This window comes from Desmonostoc vinosum, from assembly GCF_059505385.1.
In genome coordinates this window covers 1-22,024 of the sequence record NZ_JCACKM010000094.1, presented here as the reverse complement: position 1 = coordinate 22,024, position 22,024 = coordinate 1, and the positions used below count along the sequence as shown (strand labels likewise).

Sequence of the window (22,024 nt, the reverse complement as noted above, 5' to 3'; positions counted from 1 at the left end):
CCATTAACAATTTAAAAAAAATGGAGAAAAATTCATTCTACCTAGCGGGATACTTGTAATTAAAGTTAAATCATGATAGCATTTTGCTCTCTTGCTATCAGGGTCAACCCTCGAAAGCGGTATTTATGCAAGCCGCAAATCAGGGAAATTTACAAAAATCAAACAAATAGCTCCTGCAAACACAACATTTATGCCGTTACCAAAATCGGCGATCGCATTTTACGCTATTGAAGGCTGATAATGGTATCCAACCCAAAATACTAAGAATTAAGACAAAAAGCTGACGCTTTCTAGGCGAAAGCAAAAAATTAATACTAGAATGTGACTCAAATTTCGGGAAGGTATAAAGTAATTTGTTGCAATATATACTTGTAGTGTAAATTTTACACGGCATTAGTATGGCACGGTTTTACATGCCTGGAAAGCTCTAGGTGAATTATGTTGATCACGGTGCAGGGGAAGTAGGCTGTGCGAATCCCGCTAGATTACTACCGAATTTTAGGACTACCGTTAGCGGCAAGTGAGGAACAATTGCGGCAAGCATATAGCGATCGCATTGTACAACTGCCGCGACGTGAGTATTCTCAAGCAGCAATTTCTTCTCGCAAACAACTTATAGAAGAAGCTTACGTGGTTTTATCAGATCCAAAACAACGCAGCACCTACGATCAGCTTTATCTGGCTCACGCCTATGACCCTGATAATGCTGCCTCTGCCACAGCGGCAGTAGAAAATTTTTCTGAAAGCACTAAAAGAGGGCTTGATACTCACAATCTCAGTATCGAGATTTCTCAAGATGAATTAGTTGGTGCTTTATTAATTCTGCAAGAACTAGGGGAATATGAACTTGTACTGAAACTAGGTCGCCCATATGTAAATAAAAATAGCACCACTAATGGCAGTACAAATCATCTAACCAGCGAAGAAATATACGAAAGCGCCGAACGCCCAGACGTTGTTCTCACTGTTGCGCTTGCTTGCTTAGAATTAGGGCGAGAGCAATGGCAGCAAGGCCACTACGAAAATGCCGCCATCTCCCTAGAAACTGGCGAGGAGTTATTATTACGCGAGGAATTATTTTCCAGTGTTCAGGCAGAAATTCGCTTGGATCTTTACAAATTGCGACCATATAGAATTTTAGAGTTACTGGCCCTACCACTACAAAAGGCTGCTGAACGACGCCAGGGTTTAGAATTATTACAAGGTGTCCTAGAAGACCGGGGCGGCATTGATGGTACTGGCAACGACGAATCTGGCTTAAACATCGATGATTTTCTGCGATTTATTCAGCAGTTGCGTAACCACTTGACAGTCGCAGAACAGCACAAGTTGTTTGAAGCAGAAAGTAAACGCCCCTCTCCTGTTGCCACTTATTTAGCTGTATATTCCTTAATTGCACGGGGCTTTGCTCAACGTCAACCAGCTTTGATTCGTCAAGCTAGACAGATGCTGATGCGTTTGAGTAAACGTCAAGACGTACATTTAGAACAATCGCTATGTGCGCTACTGCTAGGACAAACTGAAGAAGCGACTCGTGTTTTAGAACTTTCTCAAGAGTATGAAGCTTTAGCTTTTATTCGAGAAAAATCACGAGATTCGCCAGATTTACTACCGGGGCTATGTTTATATGGAGAGCAGTGGTTACAGCACGAAGTATTTCCCCACTTTCGAGATTTAGCAACCCAGCAAGCTTCTTTAAAGGATTACTTTGCCAATCAACAGGTGCAAGCGTATCTAGAAGCCCTACCAACAGATGCAGAAACAACTAATGAATGGGCTGTAATTAACCGTCAGCCTTTTGGCGGGGGGGCACAGAATAATCCGCGTCGTCGCAGCGATGTAACTGGAGTTTCTCAACAATTTAATCATCCTAAAACACCAGACCCGGAGTTACCAGACACATTCATCAGAGAAAAACCTGCATATTCAAACTCCTCCTTGCCACCCAGATGGAACTCGACTGGGAGTAAACAACCAGAAGTACCTGCGGGACAAATTTCTGCCGCCGAACGTATGCCTAGAGGCGCTAGGGGAAACTTGAATGGTGCAAGTAGACCAGTTGCGCCTAGCCCAAATCCCAAGCGCAGAAAGCGAAAGCCGACTCAATCTGTCAATCGAGAACGTGTTGCAAGTAATCATCGTCCTCCTCGACGACGGCGGACTTTTGCCAATACTGTAGAAGGCAAAACCCGGCTGGTGTGGAGGGTGCTGATCTCTTTAGTTGGTATATTAGTTCTTTGGTTATTAGTGACAACTGCTTTTGGGTGGTTAAAAAATCTGTTTGCCCCTACATCATCTTTACAAGGTGAACAATTATTCGTACAAATCAATCAAGCACCGATATCAATTCCTGATCCTAAGACCGAACTAGAATTAACGGATGGACAACTAACACAGACAGCCGCAGAGGAAATTGTTCGGGCTTGGTTATCCACTAAAGCCGCTGCTTTGGGGGTGAATCATGAAATTGATAACTTAGACAAGATTTTAGCTGGTTCAGCTTTATCTCAATGGCGATTAATCGTCCAGCAGGATATTGCAGATAATCGCTACCGGAAATATAGTCACAATCTCAAGGTGGAATCTGTAAATAAAGTTGGCTTTTATCGCGATCGCGCCACAGTGGAAGCTACGGTAAAAGAAGTTACGCAATTTTATGAATATGGTCAGTTTAGAAAATCTTCTAACGAAAGTTTACGAGTCCGTTATGAGTTGATTCGCCAAGAAGGGGTGTGGCGGATTCAGAATATGTCAGTTATTTAAAATATCCATCTTGCGAACTGCCTAAATTAATTATTTACCAAAAACATGGGTTTAAAGCCTCGCCCTTCAAGGGCGACTTTGCTTAATTGAAAAATAATTTGAGTTTTTAGCTTCATATTTTTGGTAAAATACTAATATGAAAACACTGAAGTTTAAGCTATATCAACACAAAACAAACAGATACCTCAAGCGCATAATAAATGCTGCCGGGGTAATTTATAATCATTGCATTGCTCTACACAAACGCTACTATCGGATGTGGGGCAAGCATTTAAGTTGTGCAAAACTTCAGTCTCACATTGCCAAGTTGAGAAAGCGTAATTCATTCTGGCAATCAGTAGGTTCTCAAGCAGTGCAAGATATCTGTCAACGCATCGAGAAAGCCTACCAATTGTTTTTTAAACATCACAAGCGCAAAGTCCGAGCGGAGGCTTCCTCCGATCGGAACTTTGCAAGAGGAGGAGTAAAACCACCAGGATTTAAAAAAGTTAAAAAATACAAATCCTTCACCCTCAAGCAAGCAGGCTATAAATTTTTGGGGGGCAACAGGGTAAAAATGGGGCAGAAAGTTTATCAATTTTGGAAATCCAGGGAGATTGAAGGAACAGTCAAAACTCTAACCATTAAACGTACACCATTAGGTGAATTGTTTATGGTTGTGGTTGTTGATAATGCCAGTCAAGCAGAAGTTGAAGTTAAGACGGGTAAAATCGCTGGCTTTGATTTTGGTTTGAAAACATTTCTCACCCTTTGGGTTCGGGAGTTCGCAATCGACGGGAACCGCCAAGACTGCGACTCCCTCACTTGCTCAGATGGTACTAAAATTGAATCACCCCAATTTTTTAAGCAATCCCTAAACGCTATCAAAAAAGCTAGTAGACAGCATTCTAAGAAATTAAAAGGTTCAGTTAATCGAGAAAGAGCTAGAAAGAATTTGGTATGCAGATACGAGGCTATTTCTCATCGTCGGCGTGATTGGTTTTGGAAATTAGCGCATGAACTAACTGATAAGTTTGATGTGCTGTGTTTTGAAACACTAAAACTCAAAGGAATGCAGCGTCTTTGGGGTCGAAAGATATCAGATTTGGCTTTTGGTGAGTTTATACAAATATTGGAATGGATTGCCAAAAAGAAGAATAAATTTGTTGTTTTCATCGACCAGTGGTATCCCAGTACGAAGACTTGCTCTTGCTGTGGTCATGTTTTAGAAAGTCTTGATTTGTCTATCAGAGAATGGCGTTGTTCGGGTTGTCAGTCAATTAATGGTAGGGATGAAAACGCTGCACTCAATATTCAAATGGTTGGGGCATCAACCATTGGGTTAGGTGATCTAAGTCGGGCTTTGCCTGCAATTGCTGTTTGAGCCTAGAATCCCCACCATTGAATGGTGGGGAGTATGTCAACATTTGACTCTGCACTGTTTCAATTGCTTTTTTCAACTCGTCAATAAATTCCTGTTCTGTTGTTTTGGCTAAAACGGTTTTCAGGGCAGCTAAAATGAGCCGTTTTAAGTGCATGTTCAGCAGCAACTTTCACATCTGGCTCAATACCTGTTCCTTCCCAATTTGTCTTGGATATGGGATTAATTGCCTGACCTGTTGGTACGAATATAGCGAAATGATCATTGATAATTTGCAGGCGTCCAGGGTTTGCTCCTCCTGCTGTGGTTTCACCGATGATTGTGATTCGCTTGAGTTGTTTTAAGTTGTAAACAAATTCTTCAGATGCAGAAAATGTATTTTTGCTAGTTAATACGTAAACCTTTTTATTCAGGTAGCGTTTACCAGGAATAGATGGCAGCGTCCAATATTGTTCAATTCGTTCACGATACTTTCCTGACGCGTCTTTTTCTCGCCAATACAAGTCATTGAGATGGACAGGATAGTCATCAAATAAATAAGTTGAGTTTTTTGTGCCACGTCTGGAAAAACATAGTCACCTAATTTCTCAATCACGGACTCAATCACTTGCGATCGCACAACTGAACCAACCGTTAACTCAGGTTGTTTTGACTGAGATAAAGCACTAGTTGACCATAATAAAGCTAAGGTAAGAGCGATCGCAACCCCAATTAGTCGAACTATCCACTTGTGCATAGCTACTCTCTAGCAACTTCAGACAGTTTACCTTTGTTAACCTCTATCGAGCGGTGGGATTTTATTACCTTATCTTGCTTTGTTAAGTCCCAGGAGCAGTTTACAGCCTAATATGATGAAATCATGACATAAACTCTATTCATCAGCACGCTCGCAACTAGTTATGTCATGAAAACGTGACATAACGATCCCAAAAGGGCTGATAAATTCGTGAAACAGGCAAAAAATCGTCCTGAGACCCCTTGATCCCTACATATACTTAGTGGTTAATATTTATTTAAAGAAGTAACTCCTCCAAACCCAAAAAATGCTGATTTCAGCATGATGAGGAATTGAAAGGCAGTGATCCTCAATTAAATGCAGTGAACAGCGAACAGTTTAGTGCGGAACTTAAACCCAACCGCTCAAACTGATCCCTGATAACTGTTAACTGTTAAATAACAGACTAAATAAACATCAAAACTGGGCAAAACCAGGAGTCAGGAATAAGAAATTCATCTGGGGTGGATGACATTTTACACAGCATTCTTTAACCCGGGGAAATCATTTACCTTTCAAACTACTGGAGGCCAAGATAATGGCAAAAGAACGCCCACCGCTAGACGAGATGACACTGCGGCAACTACGTAAAGTTGCCAGCGAATATGCCGTCTCTCGCTACAGCAGAATGCGTAAATCACAATTGTTGGCAGCGATTCAAGAAGTCCAGCGCAACAAAGTTTCGCTTAGTCCATCTCGTTCACTGGAGGCACAGGAAACCGTGGAAGCAGCAAAATTTGAATTAGGTCAAGAAGATCGTACCGGTGGCTCTCTGGCTGATGTTGATGAAGGTTTAGCAGATCTGCCTGGTGGTTACGGTGACAGTCGGATTGTACTTTTACCGCGCGATCCCCAATGGGCTTACACTTATTGGGATGTTCCTAACGATCATAAGGAAGAATTGCGGCGGCAAGGGGGACAGCAACTGGCACTACGGATTTATGATGTTACTGACATCAATCTCGATTACCAAAGTCCCCATAGCATACAAGAATATCCTGCTGATGAGCTAGCTAGAGAATGGTATATACCTGTTCCAGTGAGCGATCGCGATTATGTAATCGATATCGGCTACCGTGCTGTTGATGGCCGTTGGTTGGTACTAGCTCGTTCTGCGAGAGTACATATTCCTCCCGTTTATCCTTCCGACTGGATTGAAGATGTTTTTATCAGCGTCAACTTCGAGGAAGATTTACGCGGTAAAACTCTGTACGAACTCGTTCCTCCTGCCAAGAAATTAGCGACTATCAACGGCAATGGCAACCCCATCTACGACCAAATCTTTGGTCTAGCTGAGTCTGCCGAAGCACAACGAGTTGCTGGTTCTCTGTTCGGTTCCATGCAGCAAGTACCTGGTTCTGTACGCCCTGAACAAGCTATTAGTTCTTACATCTTCCCATCTGGTGTAGGTATGTGGGCAGTTCCCACAACTTCTGGTTTAACCATGTCTGGTGTAGGCATGTCGGGTGTTGGCTTCTCTGCTTCTGCCGTACCTGTGCGCCCCCGTCAATTTTGGTTGGTTGCCGATGCTGAGTTAATTGTCTACGGTGCAACCGAACCCGATGCAACTGTCACAATTGGTGGCCGTCCAATTAAGTTGAATCCAGATGGAACATTCCGCTTCCAAATGTCCTTTCAGGATGGTTTAATTGACTACCCAATTTTGGCTGTAGCTGCTGATGGCGAGCAAACCCGCTCAATTCACATGAAATTTAACCGCGAGACCCCATCTCGCAATACCAACACCAAAGACGAAGCCGTTCTAGAATGGCTCTAATAAATTTTTAACTTTAACCCCAGACTGAAAAATTAAACTATTCCCCGCTATGGTAATTCTGTAGTGGGGTTTTTGCTTTGACCCGAATTGTGATGCGAGTTTTTCGTCCTGGGAGTAGGGGCGATCGCTCCTCGTTGGCCCTAGCTAAAATCATATTCTGCTTCCATGACCATTTACGAATTACGTTTTATGCGAATTAGTTTGGTTCTACTCTCAAATAAAGTTGTGTAGCCACAAACTTAGTATCTCTCTTGGTCGGATCTACATTTTCTACTACCTCAGTTTTACCTACAGCAATCAAACCTTGACCAAAAATTTCGCTTGTTGCTGCGTCAAGTTGTTCTTGTGTTGCACCCGTTTGACTCAAATCGATTGACGAAACTGGAGAAATCTTCGGCTGATTCAAAACCAACTTATCTGTGGAGAAGCAAGGAGTTGTGATGCAGCGAATGCCATTGTCTTTTATAGCCACAAAAGTACCTTTTGCTGGGGCATTTGTCGCAGCATAGAAGGCTTCTTTTACTCTCAAATTCCCAAACTCACCGAATCCAGGAAATGTTACTGGAACGATGTTACCTCTGAGAATCACACGGCTACCATCATCATTTAGAATTTTTACCAGTTCTAATGGTGATACTAAAAGGGAACTCCAATCAATTGCAGACACATAGCATTCGGAGCGAAAAACACCATCAACGCAAGGAGTAGCTTTCAAGTTGACTTGCTTGATGAAATATCCCCCGCATATGGGAGAAGCACATTTGCGAAAATCCCTTCGTATTGTGTAATATCCCCACTGGGGAAACTCTTGATTTTTGACGGTGACTGCAACAGAATCAGTAGTTTCTGGAGCAGAAATGTTTTGAGCAGATACTTCCCAGAAAAATCCGTTGCCAACAATTAATGCACCTGATAGGAGGATGAATGAGTATTTGTAGTTAAACGAGCTTTTGTTCATGGGATCTGGAAATTTTATTTCAGGGTTCAATACCTTTGTTAAAATAAGGATTGAAAAAACTGTTGCTATATGCAAAAAAATAATACCACCATCATCTATGTAGAATTTTTTGCGAATTATTACAATTTTCCGAATGATTGAAGAAGAATTTCAGCTATGAGAGATTTTATGCGAACGACGAGATGACTACCAATAATCCATACTGTCAACATCGCTTTCTCTATCGATATCGAGAGCCTCAGTTTTTAAACCGTCAGATTGCGAACAGAAATAACAATCTGGTGTTTCTAGATACTTTATATCTGTTTGATGCCAAACAGAATTAGGAAACTCGTAAATCCAATCAATACCAGCATCTAGGTTGAGAAAACCGCTAACCATGCCGTGAATTACACCAACTCCGGTACTGGCACAAATGCTATTTAACCAAAAAACTGCGGGGTCGTTGATTCCTTCTAAATAGCCTGCACGATTCACCATTTGATTAATCTGTGCGGGTGCGGATTCAACGGCAGCTTTTTGCAAGCTAATAATATTACCGCACATCAAGCACCAACCACCTCCTAAAGGTGGAACGGTGACACGACAAAACATGCGCGGTGTGTTGTCAGATGGGTTGATATCGATGTGAGTACCCAGACACATAAGAGGACGCATATATGTTAATGCTAATTCCTGGGCCTGTTTGCGAGAGAGATGATTATCTGTGGCTACGACGATTAAATCAGATTTGGCTATTTCTGTTTGAGCTATTTCGTTATTACATGATGTGGGGATAGCTTTGACGTGAGAACCTGTATCGTAAATTTTTTTAATTAAATACTTGACATAATCAACTTTATACCATTGTTGCTCGACCATTTTTCGGGTGGCTGCTGGCATTCGATTGAGATTGACTGTTTCTAGGCGATCGCTATCAATTAAGACCCAATTTTTTACGCCCAATCTCCCTAATGACTCGGCAAAGATTGCACCGATTCCACCGCAACCAATGAGGCTAATGTTGAGTTCGTGAAGTTGTTTTTGGCAGGTATCACCAAATATTTTTTGTCTAGTAAACATCAGATTTTGATGATTAGTGTCGTTTGTCTGGTTCAAAATCGATTTTGTCGAAGATTGGGATAGATTTGTGGAAAAGTAATGAGAATTTGTTGGATGGTCAAATAAATTTTGATATTGACTAGCAGGCTGCTCAAATTCTTTTAGTACTGTATTGAAACCGAATTTACCATCAAAATCATCTATTTTTAGGTAGGAATTGCAAAAATCAACGTGATAATAATTTTTGCCTTTTCTGTGCCAAATCCGGAATTTACCTTGTTGTAGTGACTGGTTAAACACTCCAGAAACTAAACGGATTTTTTGAGAAAAATGCTGCGTCAAAAACCGAGCATATTCTGATTCGTAATAATCATCAACAGATGAAAATTCGGGCATGATATCACCGATATGGGTGTGAATGTGAACTATATGCAATCCATCTTGAAGATACTTTTCTAATATATAGGAATGAAATGTTTGGGCTAATATTAAGCCGCTATTTGATTGGAGTTCGTAACAATCTTGTAAAGGAACTATCCAAGCTTGAGGAATGTAGCGAATCTTGAGTTTAGATATGTGATGGCTTTTACAGAAAAAGAAGCCGATGACCTCTTCGTTAATATTTCGAGCTTCTAACATATTTTGGCAAAATTCTTGCCACATTTTTGGCGGGATGTGTAGTAAATATTCTGAAAGTTGATGCTGAGATTTCATGGGGGATTTTTCGCAATTTTATAGAAGTGTGATTAGTTAAATTTCATGTAGCGATCGCCATTAATCATCGGTGTTAATTGCATGACGCGCAGTTACAAATAATGTCGCTAAATTATGTCCTTTATCGACTTGTTGACTGGGTTTCCATGAGTTTAACCAAACTTCGCGGTTAAATCCTCCTCCCAATCCGACACAGTACCAATACCATCCCTCATTGCTTAAGAATGGCGCTCCATAATAGCTTTGTCTGGTAAAGTGATGATCTCCTTCGCCGGTGGTGTTCCAAGGGTAATTGAGATAGCAGCCGATGGGTGGTAGTTGGGGATATTCAGATGGTAAGAGAAATAAAACATCGGTATTGGAAACGGTAAACTTTTGGGATGAGAGGGGCATTCCTTTGATTAAAATTGCTGTGTATCGAACATCTTCAATTGTTTTATTACCAACGATAATATTCTTAGCTAGTTTTTCTAAAAGTTTGAGTTCTGCAATCAATCTTGGATTTGGTTGGAACTCTAATTTGTCCTGGCTAATTGTAATTGTCATAATTTACCTGTTTACGTTCAATTTAATGAGTTATTAATTGCGAATTAGTAATTATTTGGTCAAATCTTCTATGCCTTTCACAATTTTGGGTACACTCCATACTTTTGAACCTTCTTTGAGGGCTTCATTGTTTTTTAAAGGTTTAGTTCCACCAAAACCTTCTTCCATGACATCATCGTTGCCAATTTCCGGAAACTTTTTCCGCAATTGTTCTACTGTTATACCTTGAGGTAAATCAACTAATTTACCATTGATTACTGCCCGCATATTTTCTCCTTGATGTGTGTTTGCTTGTTGAACTATACGCCGCGCTGTAGTAGTTTATAGGTATAGTTGTTGTACTGTTGGTTTAGTTGATTGTTTTGTTTGTTGATTGTTTATCTGCTGGTTGCTGTTAAACCAAGACAAGATAAATATTAATCCAATGACACCGCAAATATTAATCGTGAGAAACTGCATAAATTGTCGCGCGATCGCTTCTTCGAGGAGGATACATTTTTTGTCGAGTTTGCTGAGGCGCTCTTGGATGTTGGTGATTTCTTGGTTATATTGTTGATTTTGCTGTTGGCTGAATTTCATTATTTGTTTTTCTACATTATCTGGAGCTTGTATTTCTGAGATAACCAATTTGCCGTTGATTGTTTGCATGATGGCTATGATGTTTTGATTGACAACTGGTTAAATGAATCGCCAAGTTGATTGATATGATAATTAATCAAATATGCTGGCGTTACCAATTCTGTGAAATGTTTGATTAGTATTTTGCGGATTAAAAGAGTCAAATACTTCTATTAAGTCGATAATACTGTTGGCTGCATTTTTTAACTCGCTACCTAATGACTGTTCTACAGATGCAACTTCTACTCGCATTCCTCTTCGTCTCAATTTCTCGGCTAAATAGGCAAAATCTGAATCTCCCGTGACTAAGACAACGATATCTGGTTTGACTTCTAATGCTAATTCCACTGCATCCATCGCCATCACGACATCAATGTTGGTTTCGTAGTCTTCTCCTTTGGCTTTTCCTTCCTTTGCAACTACTAAAAAGCCGTTATTTCTAGCCCAATATACGAATTTCTCTTTGGTTTTGCGTTGTTCTTCAAATCTTTCCCTGGCTGGTGGTAAACCGACATAAATCACCATTTCGATTAATTCTCTACCTTCTTTAGGATCTGCAAGATAGTTACATATTTTTTGCCAGTCGATTTTTCTGTTAAAGCTTTGTGCTGCTAGGTAAGTATTATCGCTGTCTGCAAAAATCAAGACACGACGAGATCTGAGCATAGGTTTTCACCAACTGCTGTTGATTTGGGTATGAACGATATGCTTTATTAAAATCTATGGTTGGAAACGCGAGTTTCCAACCGAAGCGATCGCTCCATGAAGTGATTTCTAGGTTAAGTTAGGATAGCGATCGCTTTTGTTTAAATCTCACGAGATTTATAAGCTGATTTGATCGATCAGTTCTGAAAATGTATCGAGTGAGGGTATGGCGATCGCTTGTCTATGAATAGTCTTAAGCATAGATATGTCATTTATGCCATTAATTTTTGCAACAATCGGATTTGGTATTTCCCCAAACCGTACTTCCAGAACTTCTATTATGCTTTCTCTTGCAATCTCTACTCTGCCTTCTTCTCTACCTTCTTGTTTGGCTAAACGTTCAATGCTGGTTACGTAGCGCATTCTACCTGCCTCCTCGTCATTTCTTAATTCTGTTTTAAAGTTGTTGGCTAATTCCTCTGGTAATGACATTATCCAGTCAATAAATCGAAATAATCTAATTATTTCTTCGCGGTTATATCCTTTTTCAAATAACATTCTGACTAGTCTTAGTTTCCAATGTAGCCTACTTTCGGGGTTTTGGTTTGTGGCTTTGGTGCGTAAATGTGCCATCACAATTATGCCGAAGGGGTTAGTTGTTTGCTCTAAAGTTTGCCATTGGGCTTCGTAATCTAATAATTTCACGATGGGAAACTCTAAACTAATGCGACATCCCCCTAGTGAATATTCGTATTTATTTGGTCGCCAGTTTTTCTCTTCATCTGCAAGTACTGCTAAACTGATGACTCGTTTTTTGTGGCGATCGAATAAGCGATAGTTATAAATGTATATGCGAGTGGGAAAGTCTTTTTCATATTGACTTTGAACTTCGATGTGAGTAAGAACCCAAACTTCTTCTCCGTTTAGTAAATAAACTTTGGCGACTTTATCGACTAGGCGCTTTCCTATTTCTGCGTCGGGTTCCAGTTGTTGCAATTCAGTATCCAGGAATTCGTATGGTTTTGTCCAATCGATAACTGCATATGCTGTGGGAAAAAAGAATTCTAAAAAATTTGGAAAGAAATCTTCAATAATTTCTTTCCAAGGGTTGTCATATTCTGTTCGTTGTTCGGACATTTAATTTTGTATTTTCGAGAAATTTTGAACAATCATAACATTATTAACTTCCAGTGAAGGGGTTTTTGCATTTTCAGGATGTTTCCAATTATTCCGAATTAACCCAATCGGTGGGGTAATTTTGTCAACTGTCTTGGAAGTCTGGTGTGGGTTACGTTTCCAATTATTCCGAATTAACCCAATCGGTGGGGGATTGCACAGATCGTTTGTTGAGACTGCACGGAAAAAATCTAGTTTCCAATTATTCCGAATTAACCCAATCGGTGGGGTTTTCTCAAAGCTGGACAGATCTACGAGTTAACCTGCCTCAAGTTTCCAATTATTCCGAATTAACCCAATCGGTGGGGTCAAATCTTGAAAGAAACCTACCCGTGCGTTACTATCGTGAGTTTCCAATTATTCCGAATTAACCCAATCGGTGGGGCCTCGTCTGGCTGGGCATTGCCGCCTGTATCCCAACGTTTCCAATTATTCCGAATTAACCCAATCGGTGGGGTTCAAGGTGCGCGTTTGGGAAAATAGCAAAGGTTTCCAATTATTCCGAATTAACCCAATCGGTGGGGCGCACGTGGGTCAACCGTTGTGCGCTTGTTTACTGTGAGAAGTTTCCAATTATTCCGAATTAACCCAATCGGTGGGGGGCACTCGAGGATGTCCTCGAGCGTGAGGACGTATTGTTTCCAATTATTCCGAATTAACCCAATCGGTGGGGTCGCTTGCCGAAGTAGGTCTTCGGGTTCTCAAAGTTTCCAATTATTCCGAATTAACCCAATCGGTGGGGAGTTCGTCTAGCAGCCCTTACCCAGTAAGGATTTCAGACTACAAATCGACACACCTCTAAAAAACATTGTAAATCTAGGCGAAAAATTAATCAAACACATAGCTCAAACCCTTACACAGTAAGCAATCGACACACCTCAACGAAAGAATAAGGGTTTCGGCGATTTGCTGAGGTGTGTCGATAGTCATGTTACAAAATCTCCTAAAATAGGCTCAAACCTAGATAACATAATAGTTTGGCGGTGCTTGGGGTGCTTCACCACCAATTGTTAACACCCTCTCAATGGCTTCTTGGGATATCCAATAAAACCGAACATTATCCTGTGCAGGTTTAACTAACTTTCTCACACTTGTATAAAGTTGTCGCATTTCCTCCAAACTCAAAAAACACTCAAATACAGAAAACTGGACTCTTCGCCCATAACCTTCGAGAAAATTGGATAACTTCGTGCGCCTTTTATCATCAGGAATATCATATACAACAACGACTAGCATTGAGATAAATAAAAAGTATAAATTAATAAAATTATAAATTATTTTACTGACAGTATAAGTAGGTTATTACAAATAAAGCTAAGTTTTGAAAGTCATCATTGGTCTTTAGTCATTGCACAACGCAGCACTAATCAATTAAGGTGCGTTAGCCTACGGCATAAGCTAAAAAACATCTAAATTACATAATCAAATTAAATAAAACTCTTGTGGGGTGGGCATCTTGCCCGCCCTAATTATGCAAGTTATATATGGAACAGCTTAACACACCCTAAATCTATATCAAGTTTATTTTCCTTAATTTATATTGAATTGTTATCGCTGAATTATGCAGGTCTTAAAAATGCTGTATAGGGAATATCCGATAATAAACAGCGTTTATATCTTCTGACCTGCAATTGAGTCGCATGACGGTATGTAACTTGAGATTGTAAATCGGGATGGGATGTTTCTTCATTCATTCTAGCTTCAAATTTTTGCAGAAAAATCCGCCGTGATGATTGATTGAGATACACCCCTCCCGTACTTTCTAAAATGTCGAAATCCTGCGGTTTAAACACAGAATTATTAATGATTTTTAAAACTAAGCTATCAATAATAACAGACCGAAATTCCTCCATTAAATCAAAAGCCAAATAGGATTTTTGTCTTTCTCCATAGTGAAAATTACCTATATAGGGCGAAAGTCCTTCAGCAACGATAAAACTCATGACATTGTTCAATAAAAGCGTATAACCAAAACTTAATAGGGAATTTATCGGGTCTGTAGGTGGTTGACGATTACGGAGAGAGAATTCAAAATTAGGGTTAGTAATTAGCTGTCCAAAAGCCGGAAAATATCTGGCAGCTGTGATACCTTCATAACCGCGTAGAGAATCTAAGTCATCAACTAATTCTAAGGAGTCAATATCTTTGCTAATCCCATATATTGCTTGTTCTACTGCTGCTATCTTGCGTTTGCGATTAAAGCGCATTAATAACTGCTTGGAATTGGTTAATTTTCCATAAACGATCGCTTTCGATATTTGAAATTGAAAATAGTCATCATTGCGTCGTTGCATTTGGATGAGGTGATTGTCTATATTTGTAGATTCTTCACTTGCTAAATGTCCGTGATATTGGCCCAGTTGATTGAGAAATAAGACAGAAATTTTATCTTTTAAACAGGCATTAATTACTGGTGTGGAAAGTTGAATATTGCCAAAAATCATGATTTGTTCGACTTCACGAATTGGTATTTCTAGTTTTGGTTTTTCACTGACATGAATAATAAACCGCAGATGGTCTTTATAAATACTCGTTCCTTGTTCAAGCAGATAAATTGCAGCCATTTCCTGATTCCAAAGATTCTTTTGTAGAGGACTATTGTTATTATCACTATTAGAGATAATTTCCCCATCTGTATTGCTATCAGTTTCTACTAAATAGGGTTGATGGAGAAACGCTACTTGAGATTGTTGTTCTGAAACTTGTGCCGAAAGTTCTGATTCTTGCGGCGTTTCTATATCTAGATTCCATCTCTCATCTTCTGATACTACTTGCTGCGCTTGTCCGTAGTAATTGCTATGCAAAGGCGTAATTACAGTTTTTTTTTACATTGTTTCGACTGAGGTTTAGTAACATAATTATTTGTGGGTTTGATGCGGTTAGTATCGATGGGAAAAATCGCATTATCTATAAAACCATGACCGAGAAAACAGAATCCATGCTCAAAATTAGTAATTCTGGTTTTTTCGGGATGTATCTCTAATCCCATCCCAGCTAATAAATTGGTGATTTCTGTTTTAGCTGCCAAAATCTCTGCTTGGGTACGTGCTAAAACTACAAAATCATCAGCATAACGCACGAGTTTTAAATTACTGCTAGCGATAATTTCATCAAACTCATGTAGATAAATATTAGCTAAAATTGGTGAAATTACTGCACCTTGAGGAATACCTTTTTGAGATAAAATTAAACCCGCATCGGTTTGTACGCCCACCGATATCCAGGATTTGACCAAACATAAAATACCGGGATGGTCGAGATGTAGTCTAATTTGTTGTAATAAGCGGGAATGTTCGATATTATCAAAAAATTTGACAATATCAGCATCAAATACCCAAACATAACCTTCATCGCGAAAATCAGCGATTTTTTCGACTGCATTTAGATAGGATAAATTAGGACGATAGGCAAAACTCGCACTGGAAAATTTCGCCTCCATCACGGGATAAAATATATTTAACAAGGCTTGTTGAACGATGCGATCGCGCACTGTTGGTATTTTTAATTCTCGTAAATTACCATTGCGTTTAGGTATGACAACTTGTTTGCAAGGTAGAGGTTCGTAGCTTCCATTAGCAACTGTATCGCGTAATTCATAGATATTCAAAGCTTGATTGCGAGCAAAATCATCAATGGTTTCTCTGTCGATACCCGCACATCCGCGTTTCTCTGCAACTTTTTCCCAAGCTCGTTGAAAATTGTGCAAAGCCAGAAATTCACTAATTATTGCTTCCATAAAACTGATGAGATTGAGGATTTTTAATTGAGAGAATCCAGATTTTAGTTTAGTTCTTGCTTGGAAAGGCGGGTTTCCATAGGGATGGTAAGTTACAGCATTGAGAATTTACTAGCTGTAATTTAATTAAATGGAGTCAAGAGATGAGATTTAAAAATGCTGGCGGTAATTTAGCTGTAATTGCGATTATGACGCTATTTTGTTTGGCAGTTTTGATTTATGGGTTGTGTGCAAGTTATTACGGCTTACTATTATTGCAACAAGGAGCATTAAGTTTTGTTCTAGGATTGTTTTTCTTGTTTTGTATCGGTTTACCCAGTCTTTATTGGTTTATCACCACCAGTTACCGATATTTTGCCGCCGTTCCTACTTATATCAACCAAAGAAATATTCGGGTAATTAATCCATTTTTATTAGATGAAAAAGGGCTGTATTCGGATATGGAAAAATGGTTGTGTATGACTGTTAGAGATATTGCGATCGCCGAAAATATGCCTAAAACTCCCGTGGTGGGAATAGAATTGTCTGATGATAATCCCAATGCCTATGCTGTTGGTGCTACTCGTTCTTATTCAATGGTGGTTGCAACTACAGGATTAATAAAAAATTTAAATCGGGAAGAAGTAGCCGCAGTTATGGCTCATGAAATCGGTCATATCGCTAACTTAGATACAATGGCAAAAACTTTACTTTCTGCCGCTTTTAGTGGAGTAATGGCGACTCTTTTTACACCTATGCTATTGGTTGTTTGGTATCTTGGTAGATTTGCCGCTTTACTAATGTTAATTGCTGGTTTAATCTATGGCTTGTTAGGCAATTGGCAACATGCAATGGGCTTTTTTATTGGTGTGATAATTTGGCTGATATTGATGTTATTACCATCAATAACTCAACTTTTAGTCACATTATTGACCTTTTGGCACAGTCGTTGGCGAGAATATCATGCCGATGCCGTTGCTGCAAGACTCACGAGTGTTGATGCGATGGTGTCAGCACTCGCAACTTTGGACAAACTTCCCTTCCAACCACCGAAAAAGAATCGTGAGGAGATGTCAACTTTATGGGTACGAGTTGCAATGAAAGAAGAAACTGGGGTTTTTCATTGGTTGAAACAGACTCATCCACCAATGCACAAACGAATTGAAGTCTTAAGACGGGGATTTTATATTAAAAAATAGTGCTGCTGTCGAATAAGTCAAAAGTCAATCTTGTGGTGCGGGCATCTTGCCCGCTATGATTTAAATGAAATTTCCTGTAACTAATAATTGTAAAATGTATAGGCTTGGCGGATATTATTAGCTATGTGTTCTCGTAACTCCATTGGTAATAACACCTCAACATTAGCACCCCAAGCAAGTAAACGCATGATAATATTATTATCATTAGCGCGATAGATGACACTGTAATAAGCATCGTCAGGATATTTTTTAACAACAGTATTTAATAATTTTTCTTCCTGGGGATTACTTGTATAGTGATGAATTATTTGTGCTAGCTTGGTAAGCGATTTGATGCGTGTAAATGTGTGATGACGAAAAGTATTTTGGATATAGTGTTGGTGATAATTACTATTGAATCTTAATAACATGACGTGCGGAGGTTTGTTTATTTCAAATCCCCAGGCAGTACTGATTTCCCTTTCCACATCTTGTGGTTCTGGTAGTTGATTATTGAGATATTTACATAACAATTGGGGGGGAATAGTTTGATTTGACCAATCCACAAAAGTGAATGATTTAATCCGTTCCAAACGATAAAGATACCAATTTACATCACCTTGAGGATTTAAGCCGTAACCGCAAAGATATTTCGCTCTTTGCAAGTAATAAATACATACCGGATAAACTAAGCATTTTTTATTGCCACAACGAGCGCTAGCATAGTTTAAAAATATTGGTTTAATTTCCCGACTTTGCCAATTTTCTTGTAATTGTTCTTGTATATTATCAATATTAAACTGGTTATTCTCTGATAATATATAATCTATATGCAAAAATATCCGCCGAGTTCCGTAGACTTGTTTAGAAATTTTATCAGCAATTAGTGGTAATTTCGGGTCGAGAAAACTTAACATATCCAATGCTTGCGCTAAATCTGCCATTTCAGTAGAATTCAATTGCGGAAAAATCCCATTTGGATTTATTGACTGTTTAGCAACCTTAGCACACAGCCAACTGGGTAATTTATCTATTCGATAGATAATATTTTGCTTTTGAAATAGGGATGTTTCGCATTTAAGACATCCTTTAGCTATCAAAGCATTGATATCTGCTTGTAAGCTCTTTCTCACTTTAGCAAATAAGCGATCGCCAATTACTTTACTAACTGTTTTGGGCGATATATAAATATTTTTTTGCAATTCTTCCAGCCACTCGTTAACATTAATATTATAAAATCGCAACCAATCTACAGTTGTCTTATAACAGGGACACAGGGGATGGTGGGGTTTAAATATTTCGTTGTTTGTTTCCAACAAACGACCGAAAGGATGTCCCGATTGAAATGACGGTTGCAGTTGCAATAAGTCTTGATTAAAAAAGTACTCGCTCCACTCATTGAATGTTATACCACTATAGCGATCGCACTCCAAATTTTTGCTTGCTTCTCCATAAAACCAATTGATTAAAATCCAGCGTCGCATTGCTGTAATTAGGTTTTGGCTCTGGTTGAGCGAACCATCCACTAATCGCTGAAGGATGAAAAAGTGGGGGAATAATTCGGATAGATGCATTGTAGAAGAACTCTGTTATGCACGCGATCGTACAAGCTGGCTTTATTTGATTTATTTTTATTATTGGTGGATAAAAGGAAGCAATTGTTTATCTGTGATGCGACTGACGAATTTTTATTAATTTAATTATGCGCCTCCACATTGTTAGTGGAGACGTCCCAAGTTGTTCAGGTTTCTCGAAACACTCATTGGTTTCCAATTATGCGCCTCCACATTGTTAGTGGAGACGTCAATCTCAAGGTTGAAAAGTCCTTGTCTGCCTCTGTTTCCAATTATGCGCCTCCACATTGTTAGTGGAGACTTGAAATTTCCGCGAAAGGATTTCAATTCAATTAGTTTCCAATTATGCGCCTCCACATTGTTAGTGGAGACCGATTACGCTAACGCCAGAAGGGGCGGAGATACTCGTTTCCAATTATGCGCCTCCACATTGTTAGTGGAGACCTTAGATAAATGTTTTCATCCTGGTAGATAAGAGCTTTATGTTTCCAATTATGCGCCTCCACATTGTTAGTGGAGACCTGATGCTGTATTTGCTGAGGCATTACGATTAATGGGTTTCCAATTATGCGCCTCCACATTGTTAGTGGAGACAGAAAACATGTAGCTTTATCTAATTGGTTATTTCGTTTCCAATTATGCGCCTCCACATTGTTAGTGGAGACATGAGTTTTCCATAAGCGAACAAAAAGAGTTACTGGTTTCCAATTATGCGCCTCCACATTGTTAGTGGAGACTTACTTGAAAAAAATGATTAAACACCTTGAAACTAGTTTCCAATTATGCGCCTCCACATTGTTAGTGGAGACCTAAAGTTGATAACAACATTTTCGGATTTCAAGTGAAGTTTCCAATTATGCGCCTCCACATTGTTAGTGGAGACCTAAAACACAAAGTTATACTGGTAGACAAATAATGTTTCCAATTATGCGCCTCCACATTGTTAGTGGAGACTGCTAGGGTCTAAAAAGCTTGATATACAATACTTTCGCCACCCATTTGCGCGGATCTAATTAAAAAGTACTGTTTGAGCGATCGCTTGTCAAGTCCTCCCTTCACCAAAATGACCTCAAACACTCTCCTGGTATATATTACAGAGTTTGCGTCAACCTCATTTTCTGCTAAAAACCTCCAAAACCATAGCTGATAAGCCTTTACAGGTTATATAACAAATGTTCGATAAATACACCTGCTGGTTGACGCAGTTTTAGCTAGTGTTGTTAAGTGATGTTGTTGGCGATCGTGCGAGCAAATCTCTATAAAACATAGAATAGCAAATTCAAATATTTACTTACTCACATCTTGCACCTGTCAGTGAAAATAATGAGTCTGCCGCAATAAAGTTATAAAAATTACATATCTATTTGTCTCTGCATTTAGTCCATTTGTAATGGACTTTTGCTATAAGACAGGGATTTACAATCCCTGGCAGATATCAGCGAAGCCGAACAATTAGATAAGTTTTGCGACTGACAGTTTGAAAGGTGCAAGATCTGAGCTTAGACATTCAAATTGCTGAAAGCCTGTAACTCATAATCATTCAACGCTTGCTTTAAATCTTGATGTGGTTGATACATAAGACTATTCTTGTGTAAAGATGTAAAAGGTTGATTAGCAACAAAATTTAAACAATTTAACACTTTATTCTTCCAACTATCTTTATTTCTAGTATTCCAAGCCTCAAAAACTTCTTGCTCTTGCAAACCTAGTAATCTATGAAATAGAGGATTCCTGTTATCTCGCGCCTTACCCCAAACTATACTCATAATATGAGTATCATTTCGACATTCTGGTTTTGCCGTTTGTAATAACTGATAAAGTGATTCACTAAAAAGACCAATTCTACCTTGATTTTTTAATTTATCTTGCATATTTGGATAAAGGCGATTGATATAAGTTGGTAAATCTCTTGATATACTGATTTTAATTTCTGGCGAACCATCTGGTTTATATTGAATATGAGTAGGATAAGTATGTTCAGCCCACTTACAAATTAAGCCTTCTACAGCGCGAAAACTGTGAAATAGTGCTTCAACAGTATTACCTTGTTCCAAGCGTACTACAGCTAAATAAGCTGCTTCATAGCCAGTCCACCACCAATGTTCTAAACGTTCTTGCGCTGTTTCTCCTAAACCTTTTGCAAAATCATCAAAATTTGCAAAATTCCATTGAATAGCTATTTTCAGCAATTCTCTAAGTTTTTGTTCTTGTGGAGTTGCAGAATCTAACCAATAAGGTTTTAATAAACTCTCTACTCCAGAATAGTCAAAACGTTCTAATAAAACTTTTGCTTCTTGTAGTTGGATACCCCGTAAATAATTAGAACTAGTAATTAATCGAGTATTCTCCGGCTCGTATTCATTTGATACCAGGAATTTCACCTTTTTACCAAATTTTGCCAGACTGACAAATTGAATAGCAGATGAAATCGCAGGTGTCCCAGCTTGATGGCTGACATATATATTATCAGAAGGTTTAAATTTTAAAGTCGATAATTCTTGTTGAACTAAAAGTAGGGCTTTGTCCCAATTATCTAAACCTTCGTCTTTTGATATTGGTTTAAGTTCTAAATACTCAACTTCTGTAATTTGAGGAAACTTAACCTGAAAATACTTATTAAGTATCGGTTTTAGAGTACAGGTATCTTTCCAGTATGGGCATTTTTTTTCTGGATTGGTATAAGCAGCTTCTTGATTTGTGAGAATAACAATAATTCTATCTGGACGATCTTTACCCTGTAGCTTTTGAGAAAAAGCGTCAAGAAGCGAAAAACATAAATCTTGGTAAATATCTTTATCTAGCTTATGATTATCTAGTTGATTACCATAAATCACACCCATAACTCTTGCTAGAACCGTGAAAGTGACATCATCTTCTTTTTTAACAGGTTGGAAGTTATGGTCTCTCTTTAATTCTGTTCTCCCTTCTCTATATAAGTTATTCCAGTTATCCTTATTTTTGAGTTGAACATCACTATTTCCGGTAGTTACAATCCAGATATTCATATTTTTGCACTTACTATAAAGTTAATAATTAGACCTCTTGCAAAAGTCCTTCTTTGCGTTCTCTTCTCTGCGTCTCTGTCTTGAAAAGTTGAGCCACTGCGTTGGACGGGTTCCCCGGCTTGAAGCAAGTGGCGTTCCTACGGAGGGAAACCCTCCTTCTCCTGACGGAGACGCTACGC

The 22,024-nt window shown here is 39.0% G+C and carries 18 protein-coding genes and 2 CRISPR repeat arrays; of the genes, 4 read left to right on the top strand and 14 right to left on the bottom strand.

Translation table 11 applies throughout. The features are described 5' to 3' along the window. Nucleotides 1-468 precede the first annotated feature (468 nt). Nucleotides 469-2,763, top strand: coding sequence for an IMS domain-containing protein (locus tag AC5JMF_RS15850; protein WP_495796693.1), 2,295 nt, complete (start codon nucleotides 469-471; stop codon nucleotides 2,761-2,763). Between the two features lie 136 nt (nucleotides 2,764-2,899). Continuing rightward, nucleotides 2,900-4,126 carry an RNA-guided endonuclease InsQ/TnpB family protein gene (locus AC5JMF_RS15845; RefSeq protein ID WP_495796692.1) on the top strand — a complete coding sequence of 409 codons (1,227 nt, stop codon included), beginning with the start codon at nucleotides 2,900-2,902 and terminating at the stop codon, nucleotides 4,124-4,126. A gap of 80 nt (nucleotides 4,127-4,206) precedes the next feature. On the opposite strand, the gene AC5JMF_RS15840 is transcribed toward AC5JMF_RS15845, so the two are convergent. Beyond that, nucleotides 4,207-4,626, bottom strand: a complete 420-nt coding sequence (locus AC5JMF_RS15840; RefSeq protein WP_495796691.1) for a S41 family peptidase — start codon at nucleotides 4,624-4,626, stop codon at nucleotides 4,207-4,209. Beyond that, nucleotides 4,533-4,859: a hypothetical protein gene (locus AC5JMF_RS15835; protein WP_495796690.1), complete on the bottom strand. Its 327-nt coding sequence runs from the start codon at nucleotides 4,857-4,859 to the stop codon at nucleotides 4,533-4,535. The genes AC5JMF_RS15840 and AC5JMF_RS15835 overlap by 94 nt, the downstream gene beginning before the upstream one ends. A 577-nt stretch (nucleotides 4,860-5,436) precedes the next feature. Between AC5JMF_RS15835 and AC5JMF_RS15830 the strand changes: the two genes are divergently transcribed. Then, on the top strand, nucleotides 5,437-6,675 hold the full coding sequence (locus AC5JMF_RS15830) for a DUF4912 domain-containing protein (protein ID WP_495796689.1): 1,239 nt from the start codon (nucleotides 5,437-5,439) through the stop codon (nucleotides 6,673-6,675). Nucleotides 6,676-6,871: 196 nt separating this feature from the next. Here the strand turns inward: AC5JMF_RS15830 and AC5JMF_RS15825 are convergent, their stop codons facing one another. From AC5JMF_RS15825 to AC5JMF_RS15780, 10 genes are all read right to left on the bottom strand, one after another. Next, entirely contained in the window at nucleotides 6,872-7,633 is a 762-nt protein-coding gene (locus AC5JMF_RS15825; RefSeq protein WP_495796688.1) for a DUF6748 domain-containing protein, read from the bottom strand. A gap of 186 nt (nucleotides 7,634-7,819) precedes the next feature. Then, a complete protein-coding gene (locus AC5JMF_RS15820) occupies nucleotides 7,820-9,388 on the bottom strand; it encodes a ThiF family adenylyltransferase (protein ID WP_495796687.1) in 1,569 nt (522 codons plus the stop codon). A gap of 60 nt (nucleotides 9,389-9,448) precedes the next feature. After that, complete coding sequence (locus AC5JMF_RS15815; protein WP_495796686.1) at nucleotides 9,449-9,934, bottom strand: E2/UBC family protein; 486 nt, start codon at nucleotides 9,932-9,934, stop codon at nucleotides 9,449-9,451. Nucleotides 9,935-9,985: 51 nt separating this feature from the next. Further along, nucleotides 9,986-10,201, bottom strand: coding sequence for a hypothetical protein (locus tag AC5JMF_RS15810; protein ID WP_495796685.1), 216 nt, complete (start codon nucleotides 10,199-10,201; stop codon nucleotides 9,986-9,988). Nucleotides 10,202-10,255: 54 nt separating this feature from the next. Next, nucleotides 10,256-10,582 carry a hypothetical protein gene (locus AC5JMF_RS15805; RefSeq protein ID WP_495796684.1) on the bottom strand — a complete coding sequence of 109 codons (327 nt, stop codon included), beginning with the start codon at nucleotides 10,580-10,582 and terminating at the stop codon, nucleotides 10,256-10,258. A 63-nt stretch (nucleotides 10,583-10,645) separates the two neighbouring features. After that, nucleotides 10,646-11,218 carry a LabA-like NYN domain-containing protein gene (locus AC5JMF_RS15800; protein WP_495796683.1) on the bottom strand — a complete coding sequence of 191 codons (573 nt, stop codon included), beginning with the start codon at nucleotides 11,216-11,218 and terminating at the stop codon, nucleotides 10,646-10,648. A gap of 156 nt (nucleotides 11,219-11,374) precedes the next feature. Further along, entirely contained in the window at nucleotides 11,375-12,334 is a 960-nt protein-coding gene (locus AC5JMF_RS15795; protein WP_495796682.1) for an RpnC/YadD family protein, read from the bottom strand. Nucleotides 12,335-12,414: 80 nt separating this feature from the next. Then, a CRISPR array of direct repeats spans nucleotides 12,415-13,115; the repeat unit is 36 nt; unit sequence GTTTCCAATTATTCCGAATTAACCCAATCGGTGGGG. A 218-nt stretch (nucleotides 13,116-13,333) separates the two neighbouring features. Further along, nucleotides 13,334-13,609 carry a CRISPR-associated endonuclease Cas2 gene (gene cas2 / locus AC5JMF_RS15790; protein ID WP_495796681.1) on the bottom strand — a complete coding sequence of 92 codons (276 nt, stop codon included), beginning with the start codon at nucleotides 13,607-13,609 and terminating at the stop codon, nucleotides 13,334-13,336. Nucleotides 13,610-13,932: 323 nt separating this feature from the next. Then, nucleotides 13,933-15,177, bottom strand: a complete 1,245-nt coding sequence (gene cas1 / locus AC5JMF_RS15785) for a CRISPR-associated endonuclease Cas1 (RefSeq protein ID WP_495796680.1) — start codon at nucleotides 15,175-15,177, stop codon at nucleotides 13,933-13,935. An 8-nt stretch (nucleotides 15,178-15,185) separates the two neighbouring features. Next, on the bottom strand, nucleotides 15,186-16,109 hold the full coding sequence (locus tag AC5JMF_RS15780; RefSeq protein WP_495796679.1) for a reverse transcriptase domain-containing protein: 924 nt from the start codon (nucleotides 16,107-16,109) through the stop codon (nucleotides 15,186-15,188). Nucleotides 16,110-16,252: 143 nt separating this feature from the next. Between AC5JMF_RS15780 and AC5JMF_RS15775 the strand changes: the two genes are divergently transcribed. Then, nucleotides 16,253-17,287, top strand: coding sequence for a M48 family metalloprotease (locus tag AC5JMF_RS15775; RefSeq protein WP_495796678.1), 1,035 nt, complete (start codon nucleotides 16,253-16,255; stop codon nucleotides 17,285-17,287). 80 nt (nucleotides 17,288-17,367) lie between these two features. Here AC5JMF_RS15775 and AC5JMF_RS15770 read toward each other — a convergent pair whose 3' ends face one another. Further along, nucleotides 17,368-18,840: a TIGR03985 family CRISPR-associated protein gene (locus AC5JMF_RS15770; protein ID WP_495796677.1), complete on the bottom strand. Its 1,473-nt coding sequence runs from the start codon at nucleotides 18,838-18,840 to the stop codon at nucleotides 17,368-17,370. 118 nt (nucleotides 18,841-18,958) lie between these two features. Continuing rightward, nucleotides 18,959-19,794: a CRISPR direct-repeat array (repeat unit 37 nt; unit sequence GTTTCCAATTATGCGCCTCCACATTGTTAGTGGAGAC). A gap of 545 nt (nucleotides 19,795-20,339) precedes the next feature. Further along, nucleotides 20,340-21,845 carry a hypothetical protein gene (locus AC5JMF_RS15765; RefSeq protein ID WP_495796676.1) on the bottom strand — a complete coding sequence of 502 codons (1,506 nt, stop codon included), beginning with the start codon at nucleotides 21,843-21,845 and terminating at the stop codon, nucleotides 20,340-20,342. Nucleotides 21,846-22,024: the final 179 nt, after the last annotated feature.

Bases quoted from the DNA above. Each gene is read 5' to 3' on its own strand.
- AC5JMF_RS15845 (WP_495796692.1), top strand. From the start codon at position 2,900: ATGAAAACACTGAAGTTTAAGCTATATCAACACAAAACAAACAGATAC.
- AC5JMF_RS15770 (WP_495796677.1), bottom strand. From the start codon at position 18,840: ATGCATCTATCCGAATTATTCCCCCACTTTTTCATCCTTCAGCGATTA.
- cas2 (WP_495796681.1), bottom strand. From the start codon at position 13,609: ATGCTAGTCGTTGTTGTATATGATATTCCTGATGATAAAAGGCGCACG.
- AC5JMF_RS15810 (WP_495796685.1), bottom strand. From the start codon at position 10,201: ATGCGGGCAGTAATCAATGGTAAATTAGTTGATTTACCTCAAGGTATA.
- AC5JMF_RS15805 (WP_495796684.1), bottom strand. From the start codon at position 10,582: ATGCAAACAATCAACGGCAAATTGGTTATCTCAGAAATACAAGCTCCA.
- AC5JMF_RS15795 (WP_495796682.1), bottom strand. From the start codon at position 12,334: ATGTCCGAACAACGAACAGAATATGACAACCCTTGGAAAGAAATTATT.
- AC5JMF_RS15765 (WP_495796676.1), bottom strand. From the start codon at position 21,845: ATGAATATCTGGATTGTAACTACCGGAAATAGTGATGTTCAACTCAAA.
- AC5JMF_RS15830 (WP_495796689.1), top strand. From the start codon at position 5,437: ATGGCAAAAGAACGCCCACCGCTAGACGAGATGACACTGCGGCAACTA.
- AC5JMF_RS15775 (WP_495796678.1), top strand. From the start codon at position 16,253: ATGAGATTTAAAAATGCTGGCGGTAATTTAGCTGTAATTGCGATTATG.
- AC5JMF_RS15835 (WP_495796690.1), bottom strand. From the start codon at position 4,859: ATGCACAAGTGGATAGTTCGACTAATTGGGGTTGCGATCGCTCTTACC.
- AC5JMF_RS15800 (WP_495796683.1), bottom strand. From the start codon at position 11,218: ATGCTCAGATCTCGTCGTGTCTTGATTTTTGCAGACAGCGATAATACT.
- AC5JMF_RS15825 (WP_495796688.1), bottom strand. From the start codon at position 7,633: ATGAACAAAAGCTCGTTTAACTACAAATACTCATTCATCCTCCTATCA.
- AC5JMF_RS15815 (WP_495796686.1), bottom strand. From the start codon at position 9,934: ATGACAATTACAATTAGCCAGGACAAATTAGAGTTCCAACCAAATCCA.
- AC5JMF_RS15780 (WP_495796679.1), bottom strand. From the start codon at position 16,109: ATGGAAGCAATAATTAGTGAATTTCTGGCTTTGCACAATTTTCAACGA.
- AC5JMF_RS15820 (WP_495796687.1), bottom strand. From the start codon at position 9,388: ATGAAATCTCAGCATCAACTTTCAGAATATTTACTACACATCCCGCCA.